Origin of the sequence: Actinomadura sp. BRA 177 (assembly GCF_013372625.1) — a bacterium.
In the GTDB taxonomy this organism is placed as follows: Bacteria; Actinomycetota; Actinomycetes; order Streptosporangiales; family Streptosporangiaceae; genus Spirillospora.
Window position 1 is genome coordinate 20,283 of sequence record NZ_JABXFD010000655.1, and the last position, 14,876, is coordinate 35,158.

Annotated in this window: 15 protein-coding genes and 1 pseudogene; 9 read left to right on the top strand and 7 right to left on the bottom strand. The window is 71.9% G+C overall.

Translation table 11 applies throughout. The annotated features are described in order from the left end of the window. Nucleotides 1–16: 16 nt before the first annotated feature. A complete protein-coding gene (locus HUX53_RS36550) occupies nt 17–1,420 on the top strand; it encodes a hypothetical protein (RefSeq protein ID WP_176407850.1) in 1,404 nt (467 codons plus the stop codon). Beyond that, nucleotides 1,417–2,559, top strand: a complete 1,143-nt coding sequence (locus tag HUX53_RS36555) for a hypothetical protein (protein ID WP_176407851.1) — start codon at nt 1,417–1,419, stop codon at nt 2,557–2,559. The genes HUX53_RS36550 and HUX53_RS36555 overlap by 4 nt, the downstream gene beginning before the upstream one ends. On the opposite strand, the gene HUX53_RS36560 is transcribed toward HUX53_RS36555, so the two are convergent. Both HUX53_RS36560 and HUX53_RS36565 read right to left on the bottom strand, forming a co-directional pair. Next, on the bottom strand, nt 2,552–3,364 hold the full coding sequence (locus tag HUX53_RS36560; RefSeq protein ID WP_176407852.1) for a PIG-L family deacetylase: 813 nt from the start codon (nt 3,362–3,364) through the stop codon (nt 2,552–2,554). The genes HUX53_RS36555 and HUX53_RS36560 overlap by 8 nt on opposite strands. A 56-nt stretch (nt 3,365–3,420) precedes the next feature. Further along, the gene (locus HUX53_RS36565) at nt 3,421–4,275 is read right to left on the bottom strand and encodes a class II glutamine amidotransferase (protein WP_176407853.1); all 855 of its coding nucleotides are present in this window, start codon (nt 4,273–4,275) and stop codon (nt 3,421–3,423) included. 93 nt (nt 4,276–4,368) lie between these two features. Here HUX53_RS36565 and HUX53_RS36570 point away from each other — a divergent pair, with 93 nt between their 5' ends. The 3 genes from HUX53_RS36570 to HUX53_RS36580 all read left to right on the top strand — a co-directional run bounded on the left by HUX53_RS36570 (nt 4,369) and on the right by HUX53_RS36580 (nt 6,805). Further along, entirely contained in the window at nt 4,369–4,869 is a 501-nt protein-coding gene (locus tag HUX53_RS36570; RefSeq protein ID WP_176407854.1) for an HAD domain-containing protein, read from the top strand. Nucleotides 4,870–4,955: 86 nt separating this feature from the next. Then, complete coding sequence (locus HUX53_RS36575) at nt 4,956–5,963, top strand: methyltransferase (protein ID WP_176407855.1); 1,008 nt, start codon at nt 4,956–4,958, stop codon at nt 5,961–5,963. Between the two features lie 80 nt (nt 5,964–6,043). Beyond that, the gene (locus HUX53_RS36580) at nt 6,044–6,805 is read left to right on the top strand and encodes an SDR family NAD(P)-dependent oxidoreductase (RefSeq protein WP_176407856.1); all 762 of its coding nucleotides are present in this window, start codon (nt 6,044–6,046) and stop codon (nt 6,803–6,805) included. Between the two features lie 18 nt (nt 6,806–6,823). Here HUX53_RS36580 and HUX53_RS36585 read toward each other — a convergent pair whose 3' ends face one another. Together HUX53_RS36585 and HUX53_RS36590 are read right to left on the bottom strand one after the other, a co-directional pair. After that, nucleotides 6,824–7,450: a CoA pyrophosphatase gene (locus tag HUX53_RS36585; RefSeq protein WP_176407857.1), complete on the bottom strand. Its 627-nt coding sequence runs from the start codon at nt 7,448–7,450 to the stop codon at nt 6,824–6,826. Then, complete coding sequence (locus HUX53_RS36590; RefSeq protein WP_176407858.1) at nt 7,447–8,286, bottom strand: AraC family transcriptional regulator; 840 nt, start codon at nt 8,284–8,286, stop codon at nt 7,447–7,449. Before HUX53_RS36590 ends, HUX53_RS36585 begins: the two co-directional genes overlap by 4 nt. Nucleotides 8,287–8,364: 78 nt before the next feature. Between HUX53_RS36590 and HUX53_RS36595 the strand changes: the two genes are divergently transcribed. Together HUX53_RS36595 and gltX are read left to right on the top strand one after the other, a co-directional pair. Then, nucleotides 8,365–8,961, top strand: a complete 597-nt coding sequence (locus HUX53_RS36595; protein ID WP_255205978.1) for a TIGR03086 family metal-binding protein — start codon at nt 8,365–8,367, stop codon at nt 8,959–8,961. Between the two features lie 77 nt (nt 8,962–9,038). Then, nucleotides 9,039–10,436: a glutamate--tRNA ligase gene (gene gltX, locus HUX53_RS36600; protein ID WP_176407859.1), complete on the top strand. Its 1,398-nt coding sequence runs from the start codon at nt 9,039–9,041 to the stop codon at nt 10,434–10,436. Between the two features lie 178 nt (nt 10,437–10,614). Here the strand turns inward: gltX and HUX53_RS36605 are convergent, their stop codons facing one another. Together HUX53_RS36605 and HUX53_RS36610 are read right to left on the bottom strand one after the other, a co-directional pair. Beyond that, nucleotides 10,615–11,250 (bottom strand): two-component system response regulator, encoded by a 636-nt coding sequence (locus tag HUX53_RS36605; protein ID WP_176407860.1) that lies wholly within the window; start codon nt 11,248–11,250, stop codon nt 10,615–10,617. Between the two features lie 81 nt (nt 11,251–11,331). Then, nucleotides 11,332–11,721, bottom strand: a pseudogene (locus HUX53_RS36610) (response regulator); the annotation flags it as partial. Between the two features lies 1 nt (nt 11,722). On the opposite strand from HUX53_RS36610, the gene HUX53_RS36615 reads away from it, so the two are divergent. Together HUX53_RS36615 and HUX53_RS36620 are read left to right on the top strand one after the other, a co-directional pair. Next, nucleotides 11,723–11,950: a CGNR zinc finger domain-containing protein gene (locus tag HUX53_RS36615; RefSeq protein ID WP_309237609.1), complete on the top strand. Its 228-nt coding sequence runs from the start codon at nt 11,723–11,725 to the stop codon at nt 11,948–11,950. A gap of 60 nt (nt 11,951–12,010) precedes the next feature. Continuing rightward, nucleotides 12,011–13,321: an aromatic acid exporter family protein gene (locus HUX53_RS36620; protein WP_176407861.1), complete on the top strand. Its 1,311-nt coding sequence runs from the start codon at nt 12,011–12,013 to the stop codon at nt 13,319–13,321. Nucleotides 13,322–13,378: 57 nt separating this feature from the next. Here the strand turns inward: HUX53_RS36620 and HUX53_RS36625 are convergent, their stop codons facing one another. Next, nucleotides 13,379–14,812: an LVIVD repeat-containing protein gene (locus tag HUX53_RS36625; protein WP_176407862.1), complete on the bottom strand. Its 1,434-nt coding sequence runs from the start codon at nt 14,810–14,812 to the stop codon at nt 13,379–13,381. Between the last annotated feature and the right edge of the window lie 64 nt (nt 14,813–14,876).

Consider the following 14,876-nt stretch of genomic DNA (forward strand, 5'->3'; position numbering starts at 1 on the left):
TCGACCCTGGGAAATGATGAGCGACACGTTCGCGGATCTCGTCGCGTGCGAGGACGTGCTGATGTTCGTCAACGCGGCGGTCACGTCGACCGGGCAGCGGGAGTTCCACCACGACGCTGGGGAACAGCGTCTCAGCCTTGATTTCCTGCACGAGTACATGTTGGAGAACTATCGCGAGGTGTATGGCGCCGCCCTCGCGCTGGACGTCAACGACCACAATGCGGCGATCATCATCCGGAATCTGCTGGTGCGCGCTGGTGATGTCGGAGTCGAGGAGCGTAGGCGCGAAGGACTGCTGATCGCGCGGCGGTTGGAGTTGATGCCGCAGCAGCGCGTGTACCGGGTCTTTCGCGAACTGCGGCGGCTCGGGGTGAACAACCGGCGGACGCGCGCCATTATCCGTGACTGGATGGCAGGGCGCCGCGATCCCGCGTTCGACTTCGTGAAGTACCGGGGTGCGGTGAAGGACGTGGCGCGGCATGCGCATCTGCGGCTCGGCGAGGAGCAGCACGCGTTCCTCTTCGCGCCGCACGAGATGAAGTCGTTCCGGACGCCGATCTTCGAGAAGTGGCGCCGGGCCCACTACGAGCAGGCCGCGATCTATGAGCTTCCGTACACGGTCGCCGAGGGCTTCGCGGCCAAGCACGGGATTCCGCGCGAGGTGTTCCTGGAGCGGATCGAGCACAGGATGACGCGGCTGGAGCGGCTGCGCATGCAGGGGAGCGGCGTCCGCGCGGAGCTGGGGGAGATGCCGCTGACCCGGCTGGCGTCGTACGTGCTGTCGCTGCCGCTGGACGAGCGGGCCGAGCGGCGGGCCGAGCTGTCGGGGGCGCTGCGCACGGCGGCGCGGCGGGTGGCCGGGGCGGCGCGCGGATCGTGGGGCAGGGTCGCCGCCGTGCTGGACGACAGCTACTCCTCGCTCGGGTCGGGGGTGAAGCGGCGCCGGCCGCTGGCGGTCGCGCTCGCCTCGCACTACCTGCTGGAGGCGCTCGCGAAGGAGTACACGCCGCTGTGGACGTCGGGGCGCACCGACGAGCTGCTGCTCTACCCGTCCGGCCCGACGCCGCTGGGCCTGCGGATCATCGACGCGCTGGACACCGCGCCCGAGCGGCTCCTGATCGTCTCGGACGGCTGGGACAACGCGCCGCCCGGCCTCGCCGCGGACGTCCTGCGGATCTGGCGGACCCGCCTCGATCCCGGCCGGCGGGTGCTGATCGTCCATCTGAACCCGGTGTACGACGCCGACGACTTCGACGTGCGGCGGCTCGCTCCGGGCGTGCCGACGGCGGGGATCCGCGATGCGGAGAATCTGGCCACGCTTGTTGAGCTGGCTCGGTTCGCCGAGGGGCGGGTCGGGCTCGGCCGGCTGCGGGACCATCTCGACGGCCGTGTCGCCCGTTTCCTGGGGGAGTCCGTATGACGTTCAAGCTGGACGGTCTGCGGACGGGCCCGGCGCAGGTGTGGGGTTCGGTGCGGCTCGTCCCGCTCATTCGCGACGAGCCCGTCCCGCATCTGCGGTTGCACCGGAAGGTGTACCAGGAGCCGGTGTCGATCGTGGACGTGGGCGACGCCTACTACGTCTCGTTCGTTCCGCACGCTTTCGTGGCGGCCTGGAGCGACGGTGACCAGATGCCGGCGGCCTCCTACGGGACGCGGCTGTTGGAGCGAGACGCCGAGGAGGCGCTGCCGCGTATGGCGGTGCGGACTGTGCGGCGCATGGCGCGGAAGGCGGGTAAGGACCGGCTCCGCTTCCTGCCCCTGCACCTGGCCGTCGAGGGGTATCTGGCGCTGCACTTCGGTGGGCCCGAGATCGTCTGGGAGGAGTGGGCGCGCAAGGCCGTCGCGCAGGGCCTGTCGCCGCGCTGCGAGGAGGCGTATCTCGGGCTTCAGGTGCGCGGACTGGAGGACGCGCTCAGGATCTTCGAGATCCATCCCGGGCAGTGCGGCGTCATGGTCTACGTCGCGGACGCGCTGGCGAGCGCGTTCGCCGTCCCGCATCCCGACGACTATCGGGCACTGCACGCGACGCTGGTCGAGGACCTCTTCGGCGAGCTGATCTACACGTACGGGCTGCTGGGCGCGCCCGCCGGGGACCTGTCCGCGCGCATCGACGACACGGAGGTCCGCTCGCTGGAAGACCTGCGGACGGCGGCGGAGATCCAGCAGGAGGAGTGGGCGTCCTTCCACGATGGGGTCATGGCCGGGCAGTTGTTCGATGAGGACGGCTCCCGGCAGGTCGTCCAGCACCTGCACGGATTCGAGCTCACGCGGTTCCTGCCGTCGTTCGCGCTGGACGGCGAGAACCACATCGGCGAGGCGATCACGGACGCGGAAGGCCGTGTCGCCTACCTGAAGTCGTTCCGGCTCTCCGACGCCCAGGTCAGGCGCGGCTACCTGCTCAGGAGGCTCGCCGAGCACGACTGGCGGCTGAGCGCCACGGCCGCCGCGCTCGGCGCCGATGAGGCGGCGCTGGTGCTGCGCCTGGAACGGGCGGGGTTCGGGTACCTGCTGCGGCAGGACGTCCTCGACCGCTACCGGGCGCAGCGGCGCGCTACCTGAGCCCCGCGAAGAGGTCTTCCTCCTTTTCGGGGGCATCGATGCGGCAGTAGTGGCGGACGAACGTCTCGAACGAGAACGCCGCGCGCTGCATCTCCTCCGGCATCCGCAGCAGGAAGATGTTCTCGCCCTGGCTGGCGTGCGCCTCCAGGGCCTTGCGCTTGGCGTCCACGTGCGCGGAGACGTCCACCACGCTGGTGATCAGCTCGTCGGGGGTGCCGAAGTCGTCCGGCGGGTCGAAGTCGAGTTCCACGCCCGCCTGCCGGGCGGTCTCGAACATCTGCTTGATGCCGGAGCGGGGGATGGCGGTGTAGTACAGCTTGTCGGGCACGCCGGTCTTCTCGGCGGCGGCCATCGCGATGCGGTGGGCCTGGATGTGGTCGGGGTGCCCGTAGCCGCCGTTCTCGTCGTAGGTGACGACGACCTGCGGGCGGTAGCGCTGCATCAGCTCCGCCAGCCGCCCGGCCGACTCGTCCAGCGGGACGTTCGCGAACGCGCGCGGGTCGTCGTTGGTCGACCAGCCGTCCATGCCGGAGTCGCGGTAGCCGAGTAGCTCCAGGTGGGCGATGTCGAGCAGGCCGGCCGACTCGCGGACCTCGGCGAGGCGGCGCCGCGCGACCTCTTCGGCGTCGTGCCCAGGCTCGCCGGGCTTCAGGCCGCCGGAGTCGTCGCCCTGCTCGCCGTTGGTGCAGGTGACCAGGACCGTCCGGATGCCCTCGGCGGCGCTGCGGGCGAGCAGCCCGCCGGTGCCGAGCACCTCGTCGTCCGGGTGGGCGTGGACGGCCATCAGCGTGAGTTCGTGCGTCATCCGGGGCTCCTCCAGGGTTCCGGTCGTCCACCCTACGTCGCGGACGCCGGAGTCGATCACGTCTGGGACGTGGACTCCGCCGGGGAGAGGTCGGCGTGCGTCAGCAGGTGCGCCGGCGGCTCGAACGGGAACAGCGAGTGCGCTTCCGAGCCGTCCACCACGAGCAGTTCGCCGGGCGCGAGGAGCCGCCAGCCGGGGTCGTCGTCCATGCGCTCGCTGGCCAGCACGTGCGCGCAGCACGGTTCCCGGTGCGAGGCCACCTTCACGTGGCCGGGCTCGCGGTCGGAGTCCAGGTCACGGGCGTCGCCGGGGTCGCCGAGCGAGGGCCAGTTCACCCAGAGTTCGTGGGTCTCCGGGTAGCGCAGCGCCCAGATCCGTCCGGATTCGGCCAGCAGGACGTTGAGGGCGAAGACCGGCAGCTCGGCCGCGATGCGCCGGACGGCGGCGATCAGGCCGGACGTGGTGTCGCCGTGCCGCCGGATCTCCGCCGTGACGTAGGCGAAGACGAGCTCGGAGTCGGTCTGCCCCTGCATCAGCGCCCGGTCCACGTCGGTGAGCCACGAATCGAGGACGTCGAGGCCGCGCACCACGCCGTTGTGGGCGAACAGCCGGTCGTCCATGACGAACGGGTGCGAATTGTGCACGTTGATCTCGCCCGTCGACGCGTACCGGACGTGGGAGATGTACGTGTGCGACACGACGCCGCGCGCCTCGGCGTTGAAGTCGGCGTCCTTGAACGCGGCGATGGGCGCGCGGTCGCGGACGGGCTCCTCGCCCAGGGAGAACCAGCCGAGGCCCGTCCCGTCCGGCATGCGGCGGCTCTGCAGGCTCAGGCTGAGCGGGGCGTCCAGCAGCCAGAACGTGGCGCGGACGCGCGGCCCGCCGGTTGTCATACCGAACAGTCGGCACATGACCGGAGGATGCCCGGCCGGACGGGCGATAAGACCCGGACGCCAAGAAATGACCTTCGACGGCGGGCCCTTTGATGACGTACCGTCCGGTGTATGGGGTCGCCGGTGGTTCTGCTCGACGTGGACGGAGTTCTCAATCCCTTCGAGAGACCCCATCGCGGTTTCAAACGGCATCAGTGCTCGCCGAACGGCAGGACGTTCCAGCTGTGGCTCAATCCGGCCCACGGCCCGGCCCTGCTCGAACTCGTCGAGTCCACCGGCGCCGAACTGGCCTGGGCTAGCTACTGGTGCGACCACGCCAACGAATGGATCGCGCCCAGGGTCGGGCTTCCGGAACTGCCGTTCGTCCCCATCCCGCAGTTCCCGGGCGTGGAGGAGGGCCGCACCCTCGGCGCATGGAAGGCGCGGCACGTGGCCGCGTGGGCGGAGGGCCGCCCGTTCGTCTGGTTCGAGGACGAGCCCGACGCCACCGAGTGCATCGGCGGTGAACCGGACGTCGCCGACCACCTCCTCGTGGAGATCGACCCGCTGACCGGCCTGACCGACGAGCACCTCGACATCGCCGCGGCCTGGCTCCGCGCCTTCTCCCGCTGACCCGGGCGCCGCGCAGGTTCCATTCGTCCAAGACGGGGCACGGCCGGTCTCCGTAGCGTCCGAAGCGACGGAGAGGGGAGCCGACGATGTCGAGATCACCGCTGATGGACCTGGCCTTCGGATACATGTCGGCGCAGATGATCCACGTGGCCGCCGAGACCGGGCTGGCCGACGCCCTGGCGGACGGGCCGAGAACGAGCGAGGACCTGGCGAAGGCTACGGGCACGCACGCGCCGTCCCTGCACCGGCTGCTGCTCGGCCTCGTCACCCTGGGCGCCGTGGAGCAGAAGGAACGGGACCTGTTCGCGCTCACCGCCGAGGGGCAGCGCCTCCGCTCGGACGCACCCGACTCGATCCGCGCGCTGATCCTGCTGTTCTGCGGCCCGGAGGTGTGGCGGACGTGGGGCGACATGGCCGAGACGGTGCGCACGGGGGAGTACGCGTGGAAACGCGTGACCGGCAGGACGTCGTTCGAGTACTTCGAGTCCGACCCGGCGCTGTCGGCGACGTTCAACGAGGCCATGGCCGAGCACACCCGCGCGGTAGCGCCCGGGATCATCGAGGCCCACGACTTCTCCCGCTACGGGACGGTCGCGGATCTCGGCGGCGGCGACGGCACGCTGCTCGCCGCGATCCTGCGCGCGCATAGGGGCCCGCGCGGTCTGCTGTTCGACCTGCCCGCCGGGCTCGCCGCCGCACCCGGCACGCTCGACGATCTCGCCAGCCGGGTCGAGATCGTCGCGGGGGACTTCTTCGAGTCCGTCCCCGAGGACGCGGACGCCTACGTCCTCAAGAGCGTCCTGCACGACTGGAGCGACGAGAAGGCCGCCGCCATCCTGCGGAACGTCCGCGAGGCGATGCGTCAGGATGCCCGCCTGGTGATCTTGGAGCAGGTACTGCCGGAGATGGTCACCCCCGAAACGGCGGGCATCGTCCGCAACGACCTGAACATGCTCGTCTCGACGGGCGGGCGCGAGCGCACCGAGGCCGGGTTCCGGGACCTCCTGGACGCGGCCGGATTCACCGGCGTCTCGTTCACCGGCCCTCTGCCGCCCTCGGCCTACCACGTCATCGAGGCGGTGCCCGCGAGCTAGCGCGGGGGGCCGTTTACGGCGGAAGGTCGCGAACGTGCAGGATGGACCGTTACAAGCGACCTCTGCCGAAGGAGTGCCCCATGAGTTCCCTCGCCGGCCGTACCGCCCTGATCACCGGAGGCAGCCGCGGGATCGGCCGCGCCGTCGCGCTCGCACTGGCCGCCGACGGGGCGCGGGTGGGCATCGTCTACCGGCGGGACGACGAGGCCGCCCGCAAGACCGTCGCCGACATCGAGGCCGCCGGTGTGCAGGCGAGCGCGTTCCGCGCCTCGGTCGACAGCGTGGACGACTGCCGCGCCCTGGCGGCACAGGTGGAGGAGCGGTTCGGCGGCCTGGACATCCTGGTGCACAGCGCCGGGATCGCCAGCCGCGGCAACACCGTCGCCGACACCGACCCGGCCGAGCTGGAGCGGGTCATGCGCGTGCACGCGCTCGGGCCGCACCACGTCAGCCAGGCGCTGCTGCCGCTGCTGCGGGCCGCCGAGCGCAGCGACATCGTGTTCGTGTCCAGCGTGATCACCGACATCATGCCGCCGTTCGGCGGCCCGTACGCGATGGGCAAGGCCGCCAGCGAGGCGCTCGCGCAGGTCCTCGCCAAGGAGGAGCGCGGCAACGGCATGCACGTCAACGTGGTCGCGCCCGGCCTCGTCGACACCGACATGGGGCGCCGGCTCGTGCGCGCCACCGCCGGCGTCGAGGACATCCGGCAGCAGGACGCCGCGTCCCCTTACGGCCACGTGTGCTCGCCCGAGGAGGTCGCCGACGTGGTCCGGTTCCTCGTCTCGGACGGCGCGTCCTACGTCACCGGGCAGCGCGTCGTCGTCGACGGCGGGACGTTCTGACGGCCGGTGGTACTCGGCTCAGTGGCGCGTCCAGTCGGGCTGGACGAAGTCGGCGACCCTGACGTCGCGGCCGAGCAGCACCACCTCCCGGAACTGCCACAGCATCGCGCCGGTCGGGGCGTGGACGCTCCAGTTCGGGCCGAGCCGCATCTGCAGGAGGCTGCCGCCGTCCGGCTGCGGCACCCAGCGCGGGGTGTCGTCGTCGGCGAGCCGCCGCAGGCTGGTGTGGTGGACGGAGTGGACCTCGTCCGGGTTCGGCGCCAGCGGCCCGGGATCGTCCAGCACGACCACGACCGGCGTGATCGCGAAGCCCGAGGTGGCGGGGAAGTCGTCGAGCCGGCCGAGGAGATCGGCGGACCCGGCGGCCAGGCCGATCTCCTCGTGCAGTTCCCGCAGCGCCGCCTCCTCGGGCGTCTCGCCGGCCTCCAGCCGCCCGCCCGGCAGCCCCCACTGGCCCGCGTTCCGCCCCCGGTAGGCGCGCTTGATCAGGATCACCGACGGGGCGCCGTCGTGCTCCACCGCGCACAGCACGACCCCGGCCCGGCGCAGGCCAGGCGCGTCCGGGACGGTCGTGTGCGCGAACGAGGAGAGCCGGCCCGCCGCCAGCGTCCGGAAATCGTCCAGGTCATCGAGGGGGGCGGTCATGCCTCGATAGTGCCAGGACCCGCCTCGCGGGCGTACCGCGCGGGGGGCGTCCCGACCGCCGCGGTGAAGTCGCGGGTGAAGTGGGCCTGGTCGGCGTAGCCGAGCTCGGCGGCCAGCCGCGCCCAGTCGACCCCGGTGCCGGACGCGGCGCGTTCGGCGGCCTCCTGCATCCGGAACCGCCGGATCACCCATTTCGGGCCGATCCCGACGTACTCGTGGAACAGGCGCTGCAGGCTGCGCGGGCCGAGCCCGACGTCGGCGGCCAGCTCGTCCACCCGCACGAGGCCCGGCCGCGCCGCGATCCGCGCGACGACCGCGGCGGCCCGCTCGGCGGACGGATCGGGTGCGGGCGCCAGCCCGGCGAGGAACGACTCCAGCCGCACGAGCGCCTCGCCCGCGTCCGCCGACGCGAAGACCTCCTCGGCGAGCGCGAGACCGGCCGCGCCGAACACCTCGTCCACACCCGCGAACCGGCCGGTCAGCGCGGAGACGGGGCCGTCCATGAACGGCCTGAACCCGCCGGGCCGGAAAGCGACCCCCACCACGCGGCCCTCGTCGTGGATCTCCTCGACGAAGTCGTCCCGCACGACGCCCACGATCCGCGCCCGCGTCGCCCCGCCCGTCAGGTAGCTCGTGAACGTCATATGGACGGACGGCCGCGTGAGCACCTGCTGCCGGTGCGGCGGCCGGCCCCGCAGATCCCACCGCAGCACCCAGAAGTCGTCCACGAACGGGGCCAGCGCCGGACCCGGCGCGGTCTTGTCCACCCGGAAGCGCTCCAGGCCCGCCCGCGCACGCAGGATGCCCCGCGTCCCATCGGGTAGGGATCGTTCCATCGGTTCAGGCTAGCGGTGTCGCGTTTGTTCAAGACCGGCCGCCGCGGCCCGTCCTACCGTGGCCGTATGTTCGAACAGATGAGCGAGGGAAAGATCATGGATATCCGGAGCCAGATGCTTCCCGCCGCGGAGGCCGCGGCGCGGATCGTCCTGGAGATCCCCGCGGTGAAGCTGGACGCGCCCACCCCGTGCCCCGGGTGGGACGTGCGGGGACTGGTCAACCACCTGATCCTGTGGAACGAGCGGGGCGAGGCCGCCGCGCTCCGGACGCCCGTCACCGGCCCGGGGGAGGACCACGACTTCACCGCCGAGCCGCGCTGGGCCGAGCGGTTCGAGGAGCAGGCCCGCAAGACCGCCGAGGCGTGGCAGGACCCGGACGCCTGGGAGGGCAACACCAGCCTCACCGGCAACAAGGAGGGCATGCCCGCCGAGTTCATCGCCGGCATCGTCTTCGGCGAATGCGTCGTGCACGGCTGGGACCTCGCCGCCGCCACCGGACGCGAACCCGGCTTCCCGCCCGAGGTCGTCCAGGCCGCCTGGGAGCAGATCGTCCCGACGGCCGAGATGAGCCGGCAGTACGGCGCGTTCGGCCCCGAGGTCCCCGTGCCGGAGGACGCGCCGCTGCTCGACCGCGTCCTCGGCCTGGCCGGCCGCGACCCGCACTGGAAGCCCTGAACCGGGCGGGCCCCGAATCCCGGCGGGGCGCGCGGGTCCCGGCGCGAGCGGGGGCCCGCGCGCTCTACCCTTGAGGCATGTCTTCGAGTTCTTCGATCCGCGTACGCTTCGCCCCGTCACCCACCGGCATGTTCCATGTCGGCGGCGCCCGCTCGGCGCTGTTCAACTGGGTGATGGCCGCCCAGTCGGGCGGGACGCTCGTGCTGCGGGTCGAGGACACCGACGCCTCCCGCAACAGCCCCGAATGGACCGAGGGCATCATCCGCGCCCTCGCCTGGCTCGGCATGGACGGCGAGCAGTACGAGGGCCCCTACTTCCAGTCCGCGAACGCCGACAAGCACGCCGAGGCCGCGCACCGCCTCCGGGACGCGGGCCGCGCCTACTACTGCGACTGCGGCCGCGAGGCCGTCGTCGCCCGCACCGGCGACCAGCACAAGGGCTACGACGGCTTCTGCCGCGACCGCGGCCTGGAGCCCGGCCCCGGCCGCGCGCTCCGCTTCCGCACCCCCGACGAGGGCCAGACCACCGTCGTCGACCTGCTGCGCGGCAAGCCCGTCTTCGAGAACGCCGTCCTGGAGGACTTCGTCATCGCCCGCGCCGACGGGTCGGTCACCTTCCTGCTGGCCAACGCGGTCGACGACATGAGCCAGGGCATCACCCACGTGGTGCGCGGCGAGGAGCACCTGTCCAACGCGCCCAAGCAGCAGCTGCTGTGGGAGGCGCTCGGCGGCGAGCCGCCCGTCTGGGCGCACGTCCCCGTCATCGTGAACGAGAAGCGGCAGAAGCTGTCCAAGCGCCGCGACAAGGTCGCGCTGGAGGACTACCGGGCCGAGGGCTACCTCGCCGAGGCCATGCGCAACTACCTGATGCTGCTCGGCTGGGCCCCGTCCGGCGACCGCGAGATCGTCCCCTGGGACGTCATCGTCGAGGAGTTCCGCATCGAGGACGTCAACTCCTCGCCCGCGTTCTTCGACGTCAAGAAGCTCCGCGCCATCAACGGCGAGTACATCCGGGCGCTGCCCACCGAGAAGTTCATCGCCGAATGCCTGCCCTTCCTGGAGCGGGCCCCCTTCGACGTGGACGTCGCCGTGTTCGCCGAGCTGGCCCCGCTCGCCCAGACCCGCCTCGCGCTGCTGTCGGAGATCGTCCAGATGATCGACTTCGCGTTCCTGGACGAGCCGCCGTCCGACGAGCAGTCCTGGAACAAGGCGATGAAGGAGCCCGCCGCCGCGATCCTCGCCGCCGCCGAGACCGCCTACCGGGACGCCCCCTGGAACGCCGCCGAGCTCAAGGACCGGCTGGAGCGCATCGGCACCGAGCACGGCCTCAAACTCGGCAAGACGCAGGCGCCCGTCCGCGTCGCCGTCACCGGCCGCACCGTCGGCCTGCCGCTCTTCGAATCCCTGGAGATCCTCGGCCGCGACCGCACCCTGGCCCGCATCGCCGCAGCCCGAGCTGTATTGAATCGCGGTTAGCTCGTGTCGGGCGCCTGGGGGCGCCCGACACGAGCTAACCGCGTGCGATCGCTGCATCGCTCCGACTCGCCTAGCGGCTCACTGCGCGATCAGTTTCTCGCAAGCTCGAAACTGCCTTCGGTCGCGATCGCGACGGCTGGGGTAGTCGCGTGGCCGGGACGGCGGGCTGGGGCCGTTGTTACGGGGATTGCTCGCCGTTCAGGGTTTGGCGGAGGTCGGTGAGGCGGCGGGTCAGTTCCTCGTACTCGTCGCGCTGCGCGGGCGGGAGGTGCTTGCCGACCGCCTCCGCCTGCTCCTCCACCGACGTCAGCCCGGCGCGGGCCTCCTCGAACGCGTCGGCGCCGGGCCGCTCGTTCAGCAGCGTCTGCTGCTCGCGGAGCAGGGCGGCCTGCTCGCGCAGCAGGACCGTCTGGTCGCGGAGCTGCTTGTTCTTGTTGTGCAGCTCCACGAACACCGACACCTTCGCGCGCAGCACCCACGGGTCGAACGGCTTGGAGATGAAGTCGACCGCGCCCGCCGCGTAGCCGCGGAACGCGTAGTCGGGGTCGCTGTTCACCGCCGTGAGGAAGATGATCGGCAGGTCGCGGGTCTTCTTGCGGCGCTTGATGTCGCGGGCCGTCTCGAAACCGTCCATCCCGGGCATGACGACGTCCAGCAGGATGACCGCGTACTCGTCGGTCAGCAGCGCCTTCAGCGCGTCCTCACCGGACCGCGCCCGGACGAGGTCCTGATCGAGCGAGCTGAGGATGGCCTCCAGCGCGATCAGGTTCTCCTCGCGGTCGTCCACGAGCAGGATCTTCGCCTTGTCGTCCACGCGCGCCTCTCCGATTCCGGTCCCCGCCATCGCCGGCCGAAAGCCTCCACGGCGACCCTACTTGCCGGTCGTCTCCTCTCCTCAGCGGACGATGGAGGGTTGCAGCCAGTTCCGCATGACGTCAAGGAGATGGTCCACGTCCACGGGCTTCGGCACATAGTCCGACGCGCCGGACGCGAGGCTTTTCTCCCGGTCGCCCTTCATCACCTTGGCCGTGATGACGATGATCGGCAAGTCGGCGAACTGCGGCATCTCCCTGATGGCGGCCGTGGTCGCGTACCCGTCCAGGCCCGGCATCATGACGTCCATCAGCACGACGGCCACGTCCGGGTTGCGGTGCAGGACGTCGATTCCGGCCTGCCCGTCCTCGGCGTAGAGGACCTCCATACCGTAGCCCTCAAGGACACTGGTGAGCGCGAACACGTTCCGGACGTCGTCGTCGACGATCAGCACCTTGCGGCCCGACAGGACGGTGTCGAGCAGGTCCGCGGGAGGCTCCTCCAGCAGCCCCTTCAACGCCGGCTCGGGCTCGGGGGCCGACGGCCGCTGCTCGGCCGGCCGCCCGTTCTCCGCGGCCGGGGCGAGCGCCGGCCGCGGCGGGTACGCCGAGAGGTCCCGGGGGGGGCGGGGCCGGTTCGGCTCGGAGGCGTGCGCGAACCGGACGAACGTCGCCGCGTTCCGCGCCCGCCGGCGGACGTGACCTGCCCCGCATTCACCGGCTTTACCGCAATATTGCCGGGACGCGGGAAGGACTCACGGCATGCCACGCCCGTTCTTCCGCCCCCGGTCCGACCGGGGCGACCGCGCCGGACGCTCGCCGCTCAACGTGGCGATGGAGGTGCAGTCCGCGGTCTACCGCATCGCCTGGCTGACGCTCACCGCCGTGCTGTCGTTCGTGCTGGCGGACACGGTGCTGCCGCCGGGCACGCCGGCGCCGCTGCTGTCCCCGCTGACCGCGCTGCTGGTGGTGCAGTTCTCCGTCGTCGGGACGATCCGGGCGAGCATCCTGCGGGTCATGGCGGTCACCTCGGGGGTGCTGGTCGCGGTGATGGCCGCGTCCACCATCGGGTTCTCCTGGTGGACGCTCGGCATCACCATCTGCGCGGCGCTCGTCATCGGGCACGTCCTGCGGCTCGGCGAGCACGTGCTGGAGGTGCCGATCTCGGCGATGCTGATCTTCGCGCTGGGCACGGCGAGCGGGGCGGGCGCGGCCGAGCGGGTGCTGGAGACGCTGATCGGCGCGGCCACCGGGCTGGCGGCGACGCTGCTGGTCCCGTCGGTGCGGGTGCGGCCGGCGGAGGAGGCCGTGGAGGACATCGCCGAGAAGCTGCGGGCGCTGATCGAGGAGATCGCGGAGGGGCTGCGCGGCGACCGCACCGGCGGCGAGGCGGCCCGCTGGCAGGACGCGGCCGAGCAGCTCGCCCGCGAGCTCGGCCGCACCGACCGCGACCTCGGCGCCGCCGAGGAGAGCGTCAAGCTCAACCCGCGGGCGCGGCGGCTCGTCGACGCCGGCGTCGCGCTGCGCAACGCCATGGAGACCATGGAGCACTTCATGCTGTCGCTGCGCGGCCTGACCCGCTCGCTCGCCGACGACGAGGGGTTCGGCGAGCGGGGCCGGCTGCTGACCGACCCGGCGCTGCGCAACGGGCTCGGCGACGCCCTCGCCGGGATCGCCGCGAGCATCGCCGCCTACGGCCGGCTCGCCCGCTCCGACCTGACCCGCGACGCCCGCCCCTTCCTCGCCGAGAACGACCTGGAGGTGCGGGTGGACGTGGCCCGCGAGCGCCGCGCCCGGCTCCGCCGCGAGCTGCACGGGCGGGCCGCCGCCGGGGACCTGTGGCCGCTGTACGGCGAGGTGTCCATGGACATCGACCGCCTGATCGAGAACCTGCGCGTCGAGCACCGGGCCCGCGCCCGCGAGCACTGGCGGCGGCACCGCGGCGCGACCCGGCACCTGCCCGAGCGGCCGGTCCAGGCCGTCCAGCAGGCCGGGCACCAGCTCCGCCGCGCCGCCGGCTCCGCCACCCGCGCCGCCGAACGCCACCCCCGCAAACCCGGAGATCGGTCATGACAGAGGGCAGAGGCCCGTCCCTGGGGGGTGTGGGACGGGCCTCTGCGTGGGTGGGGGTCAGCGGAAGGTCGGCTCCAGGACGTCGATGCCGCGGGTGTTGTCGGCGACGTAGACGTACTTGCCGTGCCAGTAGGGCTGCCAGGACGCGGCGTCCGCCGGCCGGTAGTAGGCGACCTGCCTGGGGTTCGTGGGATCACGGACGTCCAGGAAGCGGGTGCCCTGGGAGTAGAACGACTGGACGATCACACCGTCGCGGACGTCGAAGTAGTGGGCGGAGCAGTCGGTGCTGTTGGGATCGCTGCCCTCCTTGCCCGCGACGCCCCACGTTCCGACGGTGTGCAGGCGGAACGGGTCCTCCGGCGTGGACCGCCAGCCCTCGCCCCGGTGGGAGCCCTTCAGGGACGCGATGACGAGCAGGCCGTCGTTGGCGCAGCCGTCGTTGAAGGTCTCCTCGGTGACGTAGAGGAGCTGCCCGTTGCCCCACCTGCGGGGGTCGGCGGCCTGGTTCCGCGTCCGTCCGACCGCACGGTAGCTGTTGTGCATGAAGGTGGAGTTGGTGGTGGCCTCGTCCAGGCCGCCGCCCGCGTACGGGACGGGGTCGACCGCGGTGGCCCGGCGCCACTTCTTCTCCACCGGGTCGTAGTGGCGGCCGGTCGTGTAGTAGCCGCGGACGCCGCCGCGCCCGGACGCCCACGCGACCCCGTTGGAGTCGACCTGGATGTCGTGGGTGTAGTCGGTCTTGCCGTCGTTGCGGCCGGTGTCGATCGGGTCCTTGTGGACCTTGGGCTTGGCCGGGTTTCGGACGTCGGTGACCCAGACCGGTCGTCCGCCCCAGTCCTCGGGCATCCAGTCGGCCTTGGCGGGGCCGCCCGTCCACAGGTACCTGCAGTCGTTCACGCACGTCGTGGTGTGCCCGGCGGGGACCTTCACGTAGGTGATCTGGCGGAGGCTCTCCGGCTTGGACGCGTCCACGACGTAGATGCCCGACTCGCCCGTGCGGGTGTTGCCGCCGAACGCGCGCGGGTCCCGGGACAGGTAGATGATCTTGCGCTTGGGGTCGAAGTCGGTGTCCTCGGTCTCCCACATGCCGGGCATGTTCAGCTGCCCGACCAGCTTGGGGACCTTGGGGTCGGCGGTGATGTCGTAGGCCTTCAGCCCGAACTCGCCGGTCGCGTACATGATCGTCCGCTGGTGCCGGCCGTGGCCGTAGTCCATGAACATCAGCGAGATGGCGCCCTTGGCGTCGGACACGCCGCCGACGCGCCGCACGCCCTTGACCGCCTCGGACTTCTCGGCCGCCGCCGCGTCCGCCCGGTGGTAGTGCCCGGCGTGGCCGCCGGTGCCCTCCGTCCCGGCGGCCGCCTCGGCCTGCGCGTTCTCGGGTTCGGGCGGGCACGCCCAGGCGGAGCCGGCCAGCAGCGCCACCGACGCCGCGACCGCCACGCCGCCCTGGACCAGGCGCCCGGCGGGGATGGATGTGCGAGGGAGCATCGCGCCTCCACGGAAGAAGATCTTCGCAAGCGCCAGTGTGACCGCGGCCACGAGCTTGATCAAC